Annotated in this window: 13 protein-coding genes; 6 read left to right on the top strand and 7 right to left on the bottom strand. The window is 42.1% G+C overall.

Annotation, left to right across the window (positions count from 1 at the left end; genetic code table 11):
- The first annotated feature begins 2 nt into the window (after nucleotides 1-2).
- The 3 genes from WDA22_08160 (at nucleotide 3) to WDA22_08150 (ending at nucleotide 6,979) form a co-directional block, all read left to right on the top strand.
- Complete coding sequence (locus WDA22_08160; GenBank protein MFA5833435.1) at nucleotides 3-905, top strand: hypothetical protein; 903 nt, start codon at nucleotides 3-5, stop codon at nucleotides 903-905.
- Nucleotides 902-2,200: a type II and III secretion system protein gene (locus WDA22_08155; protein ID MFA5833434.1), complete on the top strand. Its 1,299-nt coding sequence runs from the start codon at nucleotides 902-904 to the stop codon at nucleotides 2,198-2,200. The genes WDA22_08160 and WDA22_08155 overlap by 4 nt, the downstream gene beginning before the upstream one ends.
- 96 nt (nucleotides 2,201-2,296) lie before the next feature.
- A complete protein-coding gene (locus WDA22_08150; protein ID MFA5833433.1) occupies nucleotides 2,297-6,979 on the top strand; it encodes a hypothetical protein in 4,683 nt (1,560 codons plus the stop codon).
- A 53-nt stretch (nucleotides 6,980-7,032) separates the two neighbouring features.
- Here the strand turns inward: WDA22_08150 and WDA22_08145 are convergent, their stop codons facing one another.
- From WDA22_08145 to WDA22_08125, 5 genes are read right to left on the bottom strand one after another with little or no spacing between them, the layout of a single operon-like run.
- Nucleotides 7,033-7,713 (bottom strand): uracil-DNA glycosylase, encoded by a 681-nt coding sequence (locus tag WDA22_08145; protein MFA5833432.1) that lies wholly within the window; start codon nucleotides 7,711-7,713, stop codon nucleotides 7,033-7,035.
- A gap of 60 nt (nucleotides 7,714-7,773) precedes the next feature.
- Nucleotides 7,774-8,610, bottom strand: a complete 837-nt coding sequence (locus WDA22_08140; protein ID MFA5833431.1) for an alpha/beta fold hydrolase — start codon at nucleotides 8,608-8,610, stop codon at nucleotides 7,774-7,776.
- Nucleotides 8,611-8,639: 29 nt separating this feature from the next.
- Entirely contained in the window at nucleotides 8,640-9,929 is a 1,290-nt protein-coding gene (locus tag WDA22_08135) for a citrate synthase (protein ID MFA5833430.1), read from the bottom strand.
- Between the two features lie 17 nt (nucleotides 9,930-9,946).
- Nucleotides 9,947-11,470 (bottom strand): fumarate hydratase, encoded by a 1,524-nt coding sequence (locus WDA22_08130; GenBank protein MFA5833429.1) that lies wholly within the window; start codon nucleotides 11,468-11,470, stop codon nucleotides 9,947-9,949.
- A gap of 10 nt (nucleotides 11,471-11,480) precedes the next feature.
- Nucleotides 11,481-12,179 (bottom strand): hypothetical protein, encoded by a 699-nt coding sequence (locus tag WDA22_08125; GenBank protein ID MFA5833428.1) that lies wholly within the window; start codon nucleotides 12,177-12,179, stop codon nucleotides 11,481-11,483.
- Between the two features lie 167 nt (nucleotides 12,180-12,346).
- Between WDA22_08125 and WDA22_08120 the strand changes: the two genes are divergently transcribed.
- The 3 genes from WDA22_08120 to WDA22_08110 are packed head-to-tail and all read left to right on the top strand — an operon-like array spanning nucleotide 12,347 to nucleotide 17,003.
- Nucleotides 12,347-14,185 carry a polysaccharide deacetylase family protein gene (locus WDA22_08120; protein MFA5833427.1) on the top strand — a complete coding sequence of 613 codons (1,839 nt, stop codon included), beginning with the start codon at nucleotides 12,347-12,349 and terminating at the stop codon, nucleotides 14,183-14,185.
- A complete protein-coding gene (locus WDA22_08115) occupies nucleotides 14,175-14,963 on the top strand; it encodes a TatD family hydrolase (GenBank protein ID MFA5833426.1) in 789 nt (262 codons plus the stop codon). Before WDA22_08120 ends, WDA22_08115 begins: the two co-directional genes overlap by 11 nt.
- A gap of 54 nt (nucleotides 14,964-15,017) precedes the next feature.
- Complete coding sequence (locus tag WDA22_08110) at nucleotides 15,018-17,003, top strand: peptidylprolyl isomerase (GenBank protein MFA5833425.1); 1,986 nt, start codon at nucleotides 15,018-15,020, stop codon at nucleotides 17,001-17,003.
- 80 nt (nucleotides 17,004-17,083) lie between these two features.
- Here WDA22_08110 and WDA22_08105 read toward each other — a convergent pair whose 3' ends face one another.
- A complete protein-coding gene (locus tag WDA22_08105; protein MFA5833424.1) occupies nucleotides 17,084-17,422 on the bottom strand; it encodes an STAS domain-containing protein in 339 nt (112 codons plus the stop codon).
- A 60-nt stretch (nucleotides 17,423-17,482) separates the two neighbouring features.
- Entirely contained in the window at nucleotides 17,483-18,403 is a 921-nt protein-coding gene (gene secF, locus WDA22_08100; protein ID MFA5833423.1) for a protein translocase subunit SecF, read from the bottom strand.
- Nucleotides 18,404-18,422 lie beyond the last annotated feature (19 nt).

Below are 18,422 nucleotides of genomic sequence, written 5' to 3'. Positions count from 1 at the left end.
ATGTGTCATACAAAATTCGAAATAGTATAGCGCTCGCTGTCATCATCTTCCTAGTTTCCGCTATTGGAACATATGTGACATTTTTCTATCAACCGAAAAAGATCGAGTCCAACCAAAAAGAAACGAAGAAGATCACCGCGCAACTGCAGGATAATTCCGAACAGTTGAATGCGATCGAAGAGAACCAGACGAAACTTCGCGAAACGTTTCATCGCTGGAACAATCGCATTAAGGAAATTTCCGAATCCGATGTTTCTTCGCAAACGTACGGATATCTGAGCGAGATCATCGACGAAAGCGGCGCTCAGCAATTGAAGATGAATTTGGCGCTGGTTGGTTCTCATGACGGCGGTATGATCGGGTATAATACCTATAAGATCACCGGTGTGTCCGAGTTTCCAAATATTTTCCGTTTTCTTTGGTTGTTAGAGAACGGACGCAAGTTATATAAAATTTCGAATCTCACCATCAGAAGCGATGAAATCGGTGCGGACTCCATGGAATACCCGCAGATTGCTCTGCAGTATGATATGGAGATCGATGCATACTTCACCAAAGAGAAAACACTCGGAATGTCAGTGATGCGGCCGGATTCTACACCGCAGCCGATTATGTCCAATCCGTTTCAGCCAGACATTTTAAAGAAGACACCGGCGAATGTACGCAATCTTGTTGATATTGAAAGAATATCCATTAAAGCGACAGCCAATGGCAAAGCATTAGTGATGACGGAAGAAGGAAAGTTGCTGACGCTGCAAATAGGGGATGAAGTGTATCTTGGAAAAGTTTCGAGCATCATACCGCGGGAAGGTATTGTGGAGTTTATTCTGAATGACGGCGGTATTGTGCAGACCAAACGAAAACAAATTCAATTTGAGAAAACAGAGAAGGACGCTATTCAATGAAACGAATGATCATTTTCGCCGCATGTATGCTGTTGCTGGCATTGAGTTCGTCAGCACAAAATAATCGTGAGCGACGTTTATTATTGAACGATTATGTCTCACCAGAAGAACTCGTTTCAATGTCGAAGACACTTCCATTTGATAAAGCGGTCTTGTTATTCAGCGACTTCAGCAAGAAGTACATGAACAAGATCATTGTGGATGTGAGCAACAACAAAAAGCCGATCGGTGTGGATGTGGAGAATACCTACTGGTATCAGGCATTTGAAAGTGTGCTGCGTGCAAACAGTTTATGGTATGATGAACGGGAAGAATTTTTTTATGTCTATTCGCCGAAAGATTCTCAAAAAGTTGCGGGAGTTGTGCAGACGGCATCGGGAACAATGACGGCGGCTCAGATCGATTCTACCGGCAAAGTATTATTGAAACAGCGCGAAGTTAGAATCTCATCAGTATTTTTTACCGTGGATGTTGTGAAATCGTTGAACGCTGGTATTAATTGGAGTTTCTTCTATTCCGGCGATACAACCCAAGCCGGTTCACGCCCGACACAATTTGGAACAGAATTTTACGGCGGATTTCAAGATCCCAAAGCAACAAGTGGATCAGGCGGTTCCAGCTCCGGCGGATCACAGACGATTAGTCCCGGTTTTTTCGGGAGATTTGTTCCGGCACTTTCATTCACGAATATTTCCGCTCTTATCACGTTCTTTCAAAGCAATCAACTTGGCGATGTTTTATCGGGTCCATCGCTTGTAGTATCATCCGGCAAAAAAGGACGCATTCAGGTCGGACAGGATATCTTTATCACAACAAGGGACATTGCAGGGAATACGATTCAAACGCCATTATCATCGGGTATCATTATCGATGTGAAACCGATGGTTTATGATGAGAACGGTATTAAATTTATCAATCTTGAAGTGACGGCTGAACGGAGTACGGCAAGTCCTGGTCCGGTTATAAACAAATCTTCCGTCTCAACATTTTCTGTGTTGTACGACGGCGAAGAGACGGTGATGGGAGGACTATACACCAATGTTGAATCAACAGAGCGCGGCGGTGTTCCGTATCTCAAGGATCTGCCATGGTGGTTTTTAGGTTTAAAATACCTTTTTGGTTATGATAAGGTGACAACATCAACACAAGAATTGATCATTCTCTTAAAGGCGGAATTGGTGCCGACAATAGAAGAACGGGTAGCTTCACAAGAACAGCGAAGAGGTCAAAATTTGATCGAGCAGACCCGAAAGAAGACGAGTGATGATATTGAACGGTTGAAGCCGAAGAAATAATAACAAGTGTTACGTATCACTGTTTTCGTCATGACGTTTGAATACGTTATGACGAAAATGTTTTTTTAGAGTATTCCAACTTCCTATAGGTGTTCTATGAAACTATTCATGAAAATATCAACGAGTGTGTTGTTGGTTCTTATCTTGGGAATTTTCTCGTGCCAAGATCCCAACTCACCCTCAGCGGAATATACGGTGACGGTAACCGGTATTGTTATTAATAAGAACAATGCTCCGCAGGATAGTGTCGTGGTGACGTTGGATAATCCTTTTCGCAGAGACACGACTAAGTCCGACGGAAGTTTCAGTTATACATACACCTCAACGGAAAAAAATGAAATTACTGCGACATTCAAATTTCGGCACATCAATTTATTATACTTCGATACAACATTAACACGAACGTACAGCTCAACAAAGAAGAGTATTACTTTTGGTGAAGTGACTATGAGGGGTGTTACAGCTTCACAAGACTCAACTCCTCCAGCAAAAGCATCTTCGCGGCCGGGTATTATCGCTTTTGTTAGTTCAACATACCAGACAATTTCCATTCGCGGAGCCGGCGGCAACGATGCAACCAATCTGACGTTTGAAGTTCGGGATTCTCTTGGAATTCCGATTGATGAAAAGAACAAAACTTCTGTTTCATTCAACATCGTCACAAAACCAGACAATCTTGTTGAATTGAATCGAACTTCAGCAATAACAAATACTAATGGACAAGTTGTGGTACAATTATCTTCCGGTGCCAAATCGGGAATTGCCCAAGTGCAGGCTGTATCTACGGTAAAGAATGCGATCGACACAACAAAGCTTGATACGATAAAATCGCAGGTTGTTTCTGTGACAATAGCCGGAGGATTACCGGTGGCGAGTAGATTCACGATCGGTTCAGAAAAAGTGAATATTCCCGGTTTGGTAAAATTTAATCTTCGCAATGTGATTACAGCTGTAGTTGGTGATACATTTGGAAATCCAGTGCAACAAGGAACCCTTGTCTATTTCTCAACGACAGGTGGGCTCATCCAGGCATTCTCTAAAACTACCGAAGATGGAACAGTAGGGGTTGACCTCATTTCCGGTAATCCACTTCCTCCCGGAGGATTGGCGTTAATTACCGCTCAAGTAGGAACATCCGGTGCTGCATCGACTGGTGCAAGCGTAAAGAAAAATGTTGATGAAAGTGTAATTATCAAAGGATTGCGCGGGAAAGGAAAATCCACTATTAATGGATTGTCCAAATTTGCCAAAGCCGAAAATGCGGCGGGAACATTTACAAAGACAATTAGTGTCTTATTCACTGGAGCACCGCGAATAAATTCGAAAGATGCTTCCTTTGTGGTACCACACCTTGGCACAAAACAAATTGAATTTACGGTTGATGATATCAACGGTAATCCAATGTCGCAAGGGACAACGGTTACAGTCTCTGGTGTGGGACTTGATACGACCGGCGCTGTTTTATCTGGCGATTTGGTGAAGTCCATTCCGGATACGAAAGATACTGCCTATACAAAATTTTATATTAGTATCAGCGACAAACGCACGAAAAATTTGAATGTGAATCAGCCGATTACGATCAATGTTGAAGTAAACGGAGATAACGGAAATACTAAAAAATCATTTACCGGCGAGTTGTCTCCCGCCATTCCGGATTCCGGAGGCCTACCGGCTCAGTCGCAGTTTACCGTTTCGACACCAAAAAAGAATTTTTCCACACTTACTGAAAAGTCTGCTGTCGTTACTGTCACCGCAGGCGATGTCTTTGGTAATCCTGCAAAAACCGGCACTTTAATATCATTCAGAACAAACGGCGGACTAATTGATGGAACTGGTGCGACGAATAGTTCCGGTGCTGCAACAGCAAACCTTCAGATTGTTAATCCGATGCCCCCATCCGGCGTAGCTACGATTGAAGCGAAAACAATAGGAGTTGGGGGATCCATTATCAGAGATACACAGACCGTTGTTTTCTCACGCGATGCAGTTATTTCAGAAATAAGCGGACCGTATGCAAATTTTGAAATGGAAGATGGTTTGTCCAAAACGTTCCAATTTAGCGTAGCAGACGTGAATGGGAATCCGTTGGCTCAAGGAAATCTGATCAGCGTGCAAGCAACCGGATCAGGTTCAGCAAATATTGCCCTTTCTGGAGATGTGAATGTTACCATGACAGATACGAAAATAAAAGGAGTTGGTACTACTCAGTTCTCGTTTACGGCAAGAGATACAGTGAAAGATGAAGGCCAAGGCCCCAAACCGATATTATTTAAAATTTCAGTTATCGGACCGAATACATCTGGAACCTTGTCTCATTCAATGAATGGTACTCTGAAAGGCGGAGCAGGAGTTGGAAATGAAGGAAGTGTTGCATCTGTATCGTACTTCCGATCTTCAAAGGATACTATTTTTGTGGCAAATGCCGGAACGCCGACAACAGATACGATTACATTTAGAGTAAGAAATCTTAGCCAGCAGCCGGTGAAAAATGCCGCCGTACAATTTTCACTTACACAATCACAGAATGCAAGCGAATTTTTGAGTCCGTCCTACGCCGTTTCTGACGATTCCGGCGAAGTAAAAGTTGTTGTCCATAGCGGAATTAAGGCGGGGGTGTTGAGGGTTGAAGCGAAGGTAACGGCAGGTTCCTCATCGATTGTTTCGAATCCTGTTCCTGTCTACGTAAAGACTGGACCAATAAAATCAATTGCACTGATCTCAGTTGATAAGAGAGAAATCTCCGTTCGCGGAGTTGGTGGTGAAGAAAATGCTATTATTACATTTGAAGCAAGAGATCTATTAGGAAATCCTTTAGATTTTGCAAACCAAACTCGTCTTGATTTTAGAAGGTTGGGTGTTATTGGATTTGATGAAGAAGTTAATCCAACAAGTGCAATGACCGATCCATTTTCGGGTAGAGTATCTGTTACTGTAACAAGCGGGATACGATCAACGGTCTTGCAAGTGATTGCTCAAAATAGTGATAGTTCTATTAAATCATCTCCGGTACCGATTGTTGTGCACGGAGGGTTTGCCGTTGACTCACTATTTATTTTCAAAAACATTAGTCAAAATTTATCAATTTACGGCGGAGATAAATTAATTGAAATGCAGCTTGGTGATCAATATGGCAATCCTGTAAAACAGGGGACGGCTGTGTATTTTGAGACCAATGCTGGTTTAATAACTGCAGCTTCATTTACGGATGTTTCTGGAATTGTATCAGCCAAATTTACTTCAGTTGCTAATACTGCATATCTCGGTAACAAGACCATCACCGCTTCTACTGTTGGGAACGGTGGTGTGATTAAAAAATCATTCAATGTGTTAATGTCCGGGAAACCTTCGGTTACCGTGTCAAATGTTCCGTCAGATTCTATAACATTGTTTGATGGTGCCAGTGCAAGTATTGATTATGAAATCAAGGATAATCTTGGAAATCCGATATCTGGCGGCCACGAATATGACATCAACATTGAGGGTTCAATTTCTACCCAACTGTTGGTGAGTGGAAATACGACTGGTGAACTTCCTGATACGCAGGATAAAGTGAATGGTACAAAATTCAATTTCTCCATAGCTGATTTCATGGCGAATGGCGGAACAAGTGGTAATTTTAAAATTAAAATAACTGTCACCGGTGTTACCGGAACATCAATCAAAACTATCTATGGCAAACTTCTTGCACCGGCAAATATTATTGTTCCGGCGACGGCGAGGGTAGCAGCCTCAATAGCTTTAATCACTGCATCCACAACGGATCTTTCCATTTCAGGAGTAGGTGGAACGGAAAATGCTACATTAACGTATGAAGTACGAGATTCAGTCGGCGCACCGATTACGCTCGACAATAAAGCAACAGTAAACTTTAATACGAACTTTTTCCCGAATACATTTACGAACAGTGGTACGTCGCCAACAATCCTGCCTCTCACAGACAGTACCGATGAGAACGGAAGAGTGCGTGTCTCAATTCTCAGCGGAACGCAAGCAGGTGCTGTTCAGTTAGAAGCAGTCATTAACCTTACGAATCCAGTAAGATCGATTAAGTCACAGCCGGTTAGAATTTCCGTGAACTCCGGATTTGCAGATCAATCACACTTTACTATTGCGCCGGCATTCTTTAATTTCCCTGGACTGCAAAAAGCGTTTCATTCCACCCAAATAACAGTTCAGGTTGGTGATAAATATAGCAATCCGGTGAAGGAAGGAACGATTGTCTACTTCAACACTGCTAACGGTGTAATTCAAACACTTCAAGGCCTTACGGATAAAGATGGTTTTGTTGCTATGTCACTCTATTCAAGCAATCCTTTCCCAACAGGCACAAAACTAGCGTCTGGATTGACCGATGGATTCTCCCGAGTGTATGCTCGAACTATCGGTAGAGACAGTACTTTTATTTCCGATTCTATTGAAGTATTGTGGACCGGAAGCCCAATTCTAACCAAAACTGATGCAATTAATACATATACGATTACCAATGGTGGATCGGCAGGACCATTTACATTTACTGTTCAGGATTATTTAAATCATCCAATGTCTTCCGGAACGTCCATCTCAATTTCTGCCGATGGATTGTCAGTGGATGGGAATGTTAATATAACAATGCCGGACACTAAGTTAACCGGTGCAGGTATAACATCATTTACCTTTACTGTTTCCGATGCAGATGCAGGCGATACCGATCCACCGGCAGCATCACTGATTACGTTAACGGTAGTACATCCTGTGTATGGGGTATACAAGAAAGTACTGGCGACCGGAACAGTAGATTGATGTGTTGAAAAAAATGTAGTGTAACAAGTCCCGCAAATGCGGGACTTGTTATTTTAAAGCAGTTTTTTTGTTTTGGTAAAAATAGCGTTGAACATTTTTTTTGTCAGTTTACCGGTAAACGTATTTTGCTGGCTTGGATGGTAACTACCAATCAGTGTCAGGCGGGAATGAATCGCAATCACAGTGCCGTGAGAAAATTTTGGCCTCGATTTCAATTTCGTCCAACCGAGTTCTTTTATGCAATCGAACGCAGCATCAAATCCGATTTTTCCTAATCCGATAACGACGCGCAGGTTCTTCAGTAAATGAAATTCCTGCAGTATAAACGGACGACAATTTTGAATCTCGGAGGGTAATGGTTTATTTTGCGGCGGAGCGCAGCGACACGTTGCAGTGATGTAACAGTTCTTCAAGATTAATCCATCGTTGCGCGTTGTTGAGTTGTTTTGATTGGCAAATCCTGCTTTCCACAATGCCCGATATAGCCAATTGCCGCTTTCATCTCCCGTAAACATTCTTCCCGTACGATTCGCACCGTGAGCAGCCGGCGCCAATCCTACCAGTAATATTTGCGCATTAGGATCGCCAAATCCCTGGACAGGTTTTCCCCAATAATCCTGATCCATAAACCGTTTTGTTTTCGTCTGAGCAATTTCTTCACGCCATTGCACTAAACGGGGACATTTTCGGCAATCAATAATTTCTTTGTGTAAGGAATGTATGGTTGAGGCCATGGGGGTAAAAATATTGTGTAGCACGTCTTCATAAGACGCCCTGCACAACGAATGCAAAAATTATTTGATCTTCGTTACAAATGCGATAAGGTGTTTATTAAATTCCGCAGGATTCTCCATATTGCTGATATGACCTGCATTCGCTATGACAAACATTTCTGCTCCGGGTATATTGTCCTTCATTGCTTGCGAGGCGGCTAAAGGAGTCAATGTATCTTTTTCTCCAACAAGGATAAGCGTGGGGCATGTGATTTTTGGAAGACTCACTGTGGTATCTGTCCGTGCTGCAAGTGCAAGAAGAGATCCAAAGATCGCCGTCGGTGCTGTACGTTCCACAATACTTTGTATTGCTTTGATTGATTCAGGGTGAGCATCGAACGACGAGGGAGCAAAAACGATCTTCACATAATCCTGTGCGTAGTACTTCATCCCATTGGCTTGAATAAATTTAATGCCGTTGGCACGCTTAATTTTTGCTTCATTTCCATCAGCTTCACTTTTTGTATCGCATAAAACGAGTCCAATGACGCGTTCGGGATTTCGTTCGACGGCGCGAAGTGCAATGTAGCCACCCATGGAAAGTCCGCAGAGGATCGCTTTGGGAATATTCAGATGATCCATTAAGGCAAACAGATCATCGACAAACAGTTCGATGGCATAATGTGCGGAACCGACTTCGCTTTCACCATGTCCACGAATGTCGTAGGCAATCACACGGTTGGTTGCACTTAACGCATCAATCTGTCCGCCGGGGAAATTCCACATCTTATGACTAAACGGGAAACCGTGAATAAAGATGATTGGCGTCGAATTCTGTGATCCGACATCAATAAAGCGCATCAGAGAGGAATTGATTGTTGCTTTCATAGTTGTCTCATAATAAAAAAAACGTCCCATTGTTGTGGGACGCTTTGTGGAAAAATCAATTATTTACGCTTGTCAATGGCGACATAATCTCGAGTATCATGTCCCAAGTAAATCTGGCGGGGACGAGCAATCTTTTGCTCTTCATCTAAAATCATTTCCTGCCAATGGGTAATCCAACCTGAGGTGCGGGGGATAGCGAAGAGTACCGGAAAGAATTCCATCGGGAAACCCATTGCTTTATAGATCAATCCGGAATAGAAATCCACATTTGGATACAGTTTACGCTTTACGAAATATTCATCGGTTAACGCGATTCGTTCAAGTTCAAGAGCGATCTCCAGTTTCGGATCGACGCCGGTTACCTTGAACATATCGTCTGCAAGCTTTTTAATCACTTTTGCACGGGGATCATAGTTTTTGTAGACGCGATGTCCAAATCCCATTAAACGTCCCTCACCTTTTTTTACTTTTTCAATGAATGCAGGAACTTGTTTAATGTCGCCGATATGGTCGAGCATCTTTAACACCGCTTCATTTGCGCCGCCATGCAGCGGACCGTACAACGCTGCTGCCGCTGCGGCAGTAGAGGAATATGGATCGACATGAGAGCTTCCGACGTTTCTCATAGCACTGGTGCTGCAGTTCTGCTCATGATCTGCATGAAGAATGAAGAGGATATTCAATGCTTTCTCGAAGATTGAAGGAACTTCATATCGGGGGGTACCGATACTGTACATCATATTTAAAAAATTCTGAATGAACGAGAGGTCGTTATTCGGATAAATATATGGCATTCCTTTGATATGACGATAGGAAAACGCAGCAATGGTTGGAACTTTGCCGATCAACCGTAAAATTTGTTTTTGCCTTATTTCTGCATCAAATATCTTGTTTGCTTCCGGGTAGAATGTTGAAAGCGCCGCTACGGTGCTGATGAACATCCCCATTGGATGAGCATCATACCGAAAGCCTTCCATCAACTTCTTTAAATTTTCATGAATGTACGTGTGCATCGTAATTTTATTTTCCCACGCAACCAACTGTTCTTTTGTGGGAAGTTCTCCGAAGAGGAGCAGATATGTTACTTCAACGTAAGAACTTTTTTCTGCCAGTTGTTCAATAGGATAACCTCGGTACCGAAGGATTCCTTTATCACCGTCGATGAACGTGACCGTGCTTTTGCATGAGGCAGTATTCATAAAAGCGGGATCATACGTCATCATGCCGAAGTCATCATCATGAACTTTGATCTTACGCAAGTCTGTTGCATGTATTGTGCCGTAGGTAATCGGCATTTCGTATGATTTCCCTGTGCGATTATCAGTAATAGTAAGGGTGTCGTTTGGCATAGTTCTCCAGTGAAAAGTTAGTAAACTGATGGAGCAAGTGTTAAAAGTTCTTTTGCCGACGCATTTTCGATTTCTGCATGCAGGCTGTTTCCGTTGGCATCCATTGTCACAATCGCCGGGAAATTTTTCACCGTCAAATGCCACATTGCTTCAGGCAGGCCGAATTCTTCAAGATCAACTCCGTCTACGGACGTGATACATTTTGCATAATATTGCGCTGCTCCGCCGATCGCATTCAGATAGACTGCGCCATGTTCTTTCAAAGCGGCGAGGGTTTTTTTACCCATTCCGCCTTTGCCAACAATTGCACGAACTCCGTAATTTTTAATGATGTCTGCCTGATACGGTTCTTCCCGGCTGCTTGTCGTGGGACCTGCGGCAGTTATTTTCCATTTTCCATTTTCTTTTATTGTTACAGGACCGCAGTGGTATAATACCTGTCCATGAAGGTCGACCGGAGGATCATTCGTCATTAAATGTGCATGGATCGCATCGCGGCCGGTGAACATTTTTCCGCTGATTAGGACAACATCTCCAACTTTTAATGATCGGATCTTTTCTTCGGTGATAGGTGTATTCAGTACAATTTCGTTACCGGTAAGAGTAATTTCACTTTTGGTACTCATTTTAATCGTTGGAGCGTCTTCCTTATACATCCAGCGTTTAATCTTTCCGGTCTTTGCGTCCAGAATGACTCCTTGTCGACGGAAAGCCCAGCAATCGTATGCTACAGAAACAAAAAAACTGGCAGGCAATCTATTCTGCGCGCCAACTTTGCACGCAATTAATGTAGAATTTCCGCCAAAACCCATTGTTCCAATCTTAAGGCTGTTAACGTGATTCATCACATAATTTTCTAATTCTGCCAGTGTCGGATTCGGATTGACATCGTCAATGGTACGAAACAATTGCATTTTGGCGTGCTCATATCCGGACATTCTATCTCCGCCGACGCAGACACCGATCGCTCCAATGGAGCAGCCATGACCTTGTGCCTGCCATACAGCGTGCAAGATGCATTTTCGAATTCCCTCGAGATTGCGTCCAGCTTTTCCCACATGTTCCAGTTCCATCGGAAGGGAATATTGAATATTTTTATTTTCGCACCCGCCTCCTTTAAGGATCAACTTTATTTCAATCTCGTCATTATTTTCCCACTGCTCCCAATGCATAATTGGGGTGCCTTCGCCAAGATTTGTGCCACTGTTTTTTCCCGTCAGTGAATCGACTGAATTGGAACGAAGTTTTCCCGATTTCGTACATTCGGACACTGCTTCGCGAATCCAGTGTTTCATTTCGATTTGGTTTGCACCGACAGGTGTGTGAATATAGAATGATAGCATACCGGTATCCTGGCAAATCGGGCCGACATTTTCGCATGCCATATCAATATTGGTAGCAATGGTCTCTAATGCCATTGCGGAGCGGGTTCCGCTCGATTCCTTCTGTTGTGCAGCTTTAATGGCTTTGCGAACATCAGGGGGGAGATTACTGGATGTATCTGTTATGAGATCAAGAATACTTTGTTTGAATTCGTTCATACCACCCTCCTCAACGAATATCCTCGCTCCAATAGGTGAAATTTTCAATTTTACTCATGAGTGAAAGTTTCGTGGGTACTATTTGCAGGACAATTTGGTTAGCGGATTCGTTGAATGAAATATCAAATGTGAATGCCATTTTGAAGAAAATATTTTGTTCTTTATTTTTTGCTTCTTGTGCAGTTTGCTTGTTAACAAACCATGTGAATTCCGGATTGGTGTTCAAATGAATATATGCTCTGCGGTAGCCTCCGGAATTTTTTTCCGTCATCGTCACATATTTATTGGAAGGAACAATGACAGCAATTTCATTTTTCTTAGGTTGGACAAGGATTTGTGTCGCAGATTTTAAACCGTACGTTTGATTGTCGGCATCGTAACGTGCCAACTCTGCTTTCAACCATACAGAATATTCTTGGGAATTTAGTTTGTTATCGCTGTAGAATTTTCTGATCTTGTTGATGAAATCATCTTTACTCTTTTGAATGCGGCCGTTATACTCTGCAGTAGATTCAAATTCATTCTTTTCGGAAGCTTCGGTTTGATGATCTTCGGAGATTTTCTTTAAACCGTCCCAAACTGTCTTGATAACATCATAACATTTTTCTGCGGAGAGTGTCTCGCTTGGATTATGCATCTCTAAAATATTTTGCGAAAAGATGAACGATGAAAACAGTACAGTTAGAATGAAGAGAGTCGAAACTTTCATAGCGGCATCCTTTAATTTTCTTGTGAAATATACAACTTTTTTCGTGATTTTGTAGAAAAATCTGTCCAAATTTAACAAATGAGATCTTTTAATCTACGTTTTAGTGCTCCGAATTCCTTATTGGTGTTTCACTGTGCTCTTGCCCGTTACCCCAGAAGGAGATCCCTGTGAATATTTTACAGGTACTCTCACAATTTGAGGTAACGGGTGCAGAAACATTTGCAGCAACACTAGCGGATACACAAATAGCAAATGGTCATTCTGTATTTATTATTTCGGATAATTTTTACACAAATACCAACGCAAAGATAATCGCCCATCCCATCGGAAAACGTGATGTTGCTCAACGATGGAAGAATATCTCCTTTTTAAAAGAGTTCATCGGTAAAAATAACATTGATGTTGTTCATGCCCATTCGCGAGCTGCAAGCTGGGTATCCTATTTCGCCACTCGGCAAGGAAATGTTCCTTTGGTTTCCTCTATTCATGGAAGGCAACACCTTCATTTTTCATCCAAAATGTTTTCCGTATACGGCGAAAAACGTGTTGCGGTCTGCAAATCGATCTATGATCACCTCAATCATGATCTTCAATACGAACTGGATTCACTCTCGCTTGTTCATAACGGGATCGACCTTACCAAATGGAACTTCAAAAAACATACTCCTCCAAAACGCGCTAAGAAAATCGTCTCCTTTGTTGGTCGGTTGTCAGGATTCAAAGGGGATACCCTGTTGATTATCGTGGAACAGATATTCCCAAAAATATTCGAACGATACAAAAATGTGGAGTTCCATATTATCGGCGGAATGAACGAAAAGAGTAAGATTATACCCGCTATTGAGATGACCAATAAGAGAGTCGGTACGGAATTCATTTTTGCAAAAGGGTTCAGCAATAATGTCGAACTTGTTTATCGCAATTCTGATCTCATCATTGGTTCCGGCCGTGTTGCGATGGAAGCGATAGCTTGCGGAGTTCCCGTTGTTTCCATAGGAGAATCAAATTATGTGGGGCTCATTTCTGAGGAAACGGAGCGGGAAGCATTGGTGACAAACTTTGGTGACCTGGACGCGCGCCGACCGATCGATGTTGAGAGATCAGTCCGATCGATTCTGGCTCTGTTGGAGCATCCTGAGAAATTTTCTGGAGAATGGGGACGAAAATTTATTGAAGACAATTTTGAGATTAACAGCGTTTCATCGCAGATGAGCGTTGTTTATACCGAAGCCATTGCGAAGAAAAAAGGGATTAATGAGATCCCTGTATTATCGTATCAGCGTATTTCCAAAAATAGCAATACCTCGTCTGTTCAAACTCCCCGGTTTACGAGTCTATTAAAATTCTCCAGTATTGACATCCCGCATGGAGATGAACGTGCAATAGATCAATCGGAATTTGAGGCTCAACTTCAATTTCTGAAAGAAAAGGGCTTTACGCCGCTCAATTTTTACGACTTAGAATCGATTGCGTCTTTTAAAACACCGATACCTCCCAAACCGGTTATTCTAACATTCGATTCCTTTAAAGAAAATTTTATTACTGCTTATCCATTGTTAAAAAAATACGGTTTCACTGGAGTATTTTTCCTACAAACCAATCTTACAAGCACTGATGGGAATCTACCATTGACATTTGCAGAGGCGAAAGAATTGAGTGCAAACGGTTTTGAGATCGGTTCGGCTTCGTATAGCAGGCCAAAAATGAACCTTATCTCCGACAAAGAATTAACGGCGGAAATTACAGAATCAAAATCTACTATTGAGCAACAATTGAAACAAAGAGTGATTTCGTTTGCCTATCCTCACGGTTTTGTGAATGAAAAAATAAAACAGTGTGTCAGAGATTCGGGATATCTCTTTGCTGTTGCACTCGATGAAGGACGACGGAATATTTGGATTGATTTTTTGAAAATCCGAAGAATTCAAATATTTCGAGGTGCTTCTAAATTCTCATTCTGGAAAAAGACTTCGGGAAGGTATCTCTGGTATAAATATGTTTATTGATTCACACTGCCATCTTTTTTACGAAGATTACAAAAACGACTTAGACGCCGTCATTGCAAGGGCACATGAGGCGGGAGTGAAATATTTCATCGTACCGGCAACGAATCATCAAACGGCGAAAGAAGCAATAACGCTGGCTGAAAAATATTCTTCTATGTTCGTCACCGTTGGTTTTCACCCACTTGATTTGAAAGAGTATACGGAAGAACGATTAATACAGATCGAGGAAATGTCGCATCATCCTAAAGTGGTGGCGATTGGAGAGATCGGTATTGATTATTTTTATGATACTTCGCCGCGCGACTATCAAAAAGAGATTTTCTCCAAACAGATAGAACTTGCTATTCAGCGCGATCTTCCGATTATCGTCCACACCCGGGATTCTGTTCAGGATGCGATTGATATTGTTGTACGCCATGCTCATGCACATTCGGAATGGAAAAGGGAAGGAAAACGCGGAGTGTTTCATTGCTTTACCGGCGACGCAGCGCAGGCGGCAGTATTGTTCGAAAATAAATTTCTTGTCTCTTTTCCAGGGCCCATCACGTTCAAAAAAGGAACTATGTCCGACGTGCTAAAACAGATTGGGTTGGACAATGTTATGGTAGAAACCGATTCACCGTATTTGACTCCGGTTCCATTTCGCGGGAAAAGAAACGAACCATCATACATCCCCCTTATAGCTCAAAAGATTGCCGAAACACTGAATGTTTCAACTGATGTTGTTGCAAATACTACTACTGCAAATGCAATTGCTTTGTTTAAACTACCCATCTGATGATCCACACTAAAAATGATTGTGTCGAGTAATACTGGTTGGACGGAATGATCTATGAAAAATATACTCCAAATATTACTCATCCCAGTCTTCTTGTTTCCCCAATCAGGAAATGACATCACCATTCGAACGATTCAAGATAAACGTGTTGAACAAACTTCTGAGCTATTTTCGTTTCTAAAGTCAGAGAATGCCCGAGAGCGGGAATTGGCCTTATTGGCATTCGCGAATATTCAGGATACAACTGCTCTGGACGAAGCAGCCCAATTATTGAATGATGATATGCCAAAAGTCCGTTCTATGGCTGCCTTTGCGCTTGGAATGATGGGCCATCCTAAAGGAACATCGTTTCTTTTTCGACGTTTAGCAGTTGAGCGGGAAGATGATTGTGTATCGGAATATTTTAATGCTATTGGACTTTGCGGAACTCCCGATGACCTGAAAAAAATTGTAGTGCAAGCGGAAGATTACCCAATCGAATGGAGACCGTATGTTGCTCAGGCGATTATTCGTTTTATCAATCGCAAAGTGAAGGATATTGCTGCTTCAAAATTTATAGCGACATTATTATACGAAAATAACAGCGTTATCAATGCGACATATGCATTAATGCGTATCAATGATACGACAGTGACGAATAATCATAAAGAAAAACTACATCGCCAGCTCACAAATACTTCTACGTCAGTCCGGATGTGGAGTGCTACTGCGTTGGGAGCATTAAATGATAATGTCACTATAGATCGATTAAGAACAAGTGCGAAAAAAGATAAAGACTGGCGTGTGCGTGTAAATGCGATACGGGCATTGCGTACGAAGAGTATCGTTAAAAGCGATATTGAAGGTTTAATTGCGGACAAGAACGAACATGTCGCGCTTACTGCAATGGCAACATGTGATGGGATGTTTCCAAGTGAGGCTCCGTTCAGCGATAGTGCCAAATGGATTGCAAGGCTTCAGTCAAAAAATTACGCTGTTTCTGTGCGAGAGGAAATACGAAAGTTCATAGCGAAAAGGCTTGGAGAGCGTGCCATTCCATTGATTGGAAATTGGAAGGGGGAGTTACCGTTTGTTTCCGCACAGAGAGTACGATCCTATGGGGAAACACGATCGGAAAAGGCTATTCCGATGATCAAAGAAGCAATTTTTCAATCGAACCAATCGCTTGTAATTATTGCCGGTATCGAATCGTATCAAATCATCGCACAACGGTCAAACGAGCAGGTGAAGAAAGATTTTCTGAAAACAGCGATATTGATGTTTGGGAAGAATGATCCCGGTATTTCGTATTCAGCCGCCGTTGCTTTTCAGGATACATCATTTACCAAGTCGACTAGAAAAATTTACCTTTCTGCACTTATAACATCCTATAATAGGATGAAGCAAGAGATCGATCTGGAACCGATGGTGGAATTGTTGAATGTCTTCTCTGAAATCGGTGACTCATCTGTTCTTGCTGTCGTCCAAAAAGGATTATCAGAGCAGAACAATGTTATTCGCACCGCAGCAGAAAAAGCGTATCAATCAATTACTGGTAAAGATTCACCAATTCAATTTATCAAAAATCCAAACAGTTATAAGCCATTGTATTCACCGGGAGACATCTCACTCCTTGCTAAATATAAGGGAGCCGAAGTAACGACATCGAAAGGAACGATACGAATCACATTTGATAAAGAAGCTGCACCATTTACTGTTTTAAATTTCATTCTTCTTTCTCAAAAAAAGTTCTATGACGGACTTTCATTTCATCGCGTAGTAAGCAATTTTGTAATTCAAGGGGGCGATCCGTTAGGGAATGGGAGTGGGGGACCAAACTATTCGATTCGGACTGAAGTGCATCCTCATGGTAAATACAAAACTGGCGCCGTGGGAATGGCCAGTTCCGGAAAAGATACCGAAGGTTCTCAATGGTTTATCACGCATTGTCCTACGCCGCATTTAGATTTTCGCTATACAATATTTGGATATACAACAGATAGTAAGATAGTAGATCAAATGATGGTTGGGGATACGATAGTAAGAGTGATGTTATTCTGAAGTATGCTGAAGAAGTGGGATGACAATAAAAAAGGCGACCAACTGTCGCCTTTTTTATTGTAAACTAATATTCGATATAATTACTTAAAACTTTCTACCGCACCTTTCACCGTATCATGAAGTTCAATAACACTACTCACTTTGGTCATTTTGAACACCTGAGAGACTTTTTCAGTGGCAGAAGCAATCTTCAAATTACCCCCAGCGTTACGCATAGTGGTTACGGCACCGATCAGCATGCCGAGTCCGGAACTATTCATTAACGAAACACCTCCGAGATCAACGACGATCAATTTTTTCTTTGCATCGAGCAGTTTGTGAAGCGCACTGTTTAATTCCGATGCTTCCGGTCCGCCAAGCATGCTGCCTTCCATCTTGATGACGGTGACTTCGTTCAATTCTTTTGTTGAGAACTTCATACGATTCTCGCAGTTGGTAGTAAATCTCCCCTCCGATAAAAAAGGGGAGTATAAGAAGTGTTACGATTTTTTCTTTTTCGATTGACGCAGGGTAAAATCTAATACGATTGCACTAGCGATGTAAATTGTTGAATACGTCCCCAAGATAGATCCAATAAAGAATGTGAACGCAAATCCGCGATTTACTTCGCCGCCGAAGATCACAAGAACAATCAGTACGAGGAAAACTGTTCCGTTTGTAATAATGGAACGGCTTAATGTTTCATTCACGGAACGGTTCATGATTGTGGAAAGATCTTCAGTCTTATGGGTTTTCAAATTCTCACGAACGCGGTCGAAAATCACCACAGTATCGTTAATGGAAAACCCGACCAAGGTCAGAAATGCAGCCATAATGTTCTGATCAATTTCCAGATTCAGATAGGGGGAGAGTCCATTCAATAGAACGATAATACCAAATGTTGCTATCACATCATGGAACAACGCGATAACACCGGCCAGTCCATAAATGAATTGGAATCGGAATCCGACATAGAGCATGATGATCAACAGAGCAGAAAAAATCGCATAGATCGCGTTTGTTCTCAATTCTGCGCCGATCTTTGGTCCAATCTTATCTTCTTTCAAAATAGTGAAATGGTTGTTTTGAAACTTTGCCAGCAAACTTTGGCGTATTGCATCGAGAGTAGTTGTTCCTTCTCGTTGTTCGGGTGTCCTGATTAAAATATCTCTGGACGATCCGAATGATTTAATTTCAGTGCTGGTGAATCCGGCACCTTGAACAGCATCGCGAACTTCGGAGATAGCGGGTGCCGTTTCAAAACGGACGAGAGTTTCCGTCCCCCCGAGGAAATCGATCCCGAAGGAAACACCTCTAATAAAAGCTCCAATAATGCCGGCAACAATGACTACCAAGGAAATGGAATACCAAATCTTTCTGGTAGCCATAAAATCGATATTTGTTTTTTCTAAAATTCTCATTCTTATACTGCTCCTAAAT

It is taken from the genome of Bacteroidota bacterium (assembly GCA_041658205.1).
In the GTDB taxonomy this organism is placed as follows: domain Bacteria; phylum Bacteroidota; class Ignavibacteria; order UBA10030; family UBA8401; genus UBA8401.
Note: the sequence above shows the minus strand (reverse complement) of the source record. Positions and strands in the feature narration are given on the sequence as shown.

What these genes read in the sequence shown, in the direction of transcription:
- WDA22_08155 (MFA5833434.1), top strand. Translation starts at nt 902, where the DNA reads ATGAAACGAATGATCATTTTCGCCGCATGTATGCTGTTGCTGGCATTG.
- WDA22_08150 (MFA5833433.1), top strand. Translation starts at nt 2,297, where the DNA reads ATGAAACTATTCATGAAAATATCAACGAGTGTGTTGTTGGTTCTTATC.
- WDA22_08145 (MFA5833432.1), bottom strand. Translation starts at nt 7,713, where the DNA reads ATGGCCTCAACCATACATTCCTTACACAAAGAAATTATTGATTGCCGA.
- WDA22_08140 (MFA5833431.1), bottom strand. Translation starts at nt 8,610, where the DNA reads ATGGGACGTTTTTTTTATTATGAGACAACTATGAAAGCAACAATCAAT.
- WDA22_08135 (MFA5833430.1), bottom strand. Translation starts at nt 9,929, where the DNA reads ATGCCAAACGACACCCTTACTATTACTGATAATCGCACAGGGAAATCA.
- WDA22_08130 (MFA5833429.1), bottom strand. Translation starts at nt 11,470, where the DNA reads ATGAACGAATTCAAACAAAGTATTCTTGATCTCATAACAGATACATCC.
- WDA22_08125 (MFA5833428.1), bottom strand. Translation starts at nt 12,179, where the DNA reads ATGAAAGTTTCGACTCTCTTCATTCTAACTGTACTGTTTTCATCGTTC.
- WDA22_08115 (MFA5833426.1), top strand. Translation starts at nt 14,175, where the DNA reads ATGTTTATTGATTCACACTGCCATCTTTTTTACGAAGATTACAAAAAC.
- WDA22_08110 (MFA5833425.1), top strand. Translation starts at nt 15,018, where the DNA reads ATGAAAAATATACTCCAAATATTACTCATCCCAGTCTTCTTGTTTCCC.
- WDA22_08105 (MFA5833424.1), bottom strand. Translation starts at nt 17,422, where the DNA reads ATGAAGTTCTCAACAAAAGAATTGAACGAAGTCACCGTCATCAAGATG.
- secF (MFA5833423.1), bottom strand. Translation starts at nt 18,403, where the DNA reads ATGAGAATTTTAGAAAAAACAAATATCGATTTTATGGCTACCAGAAAG.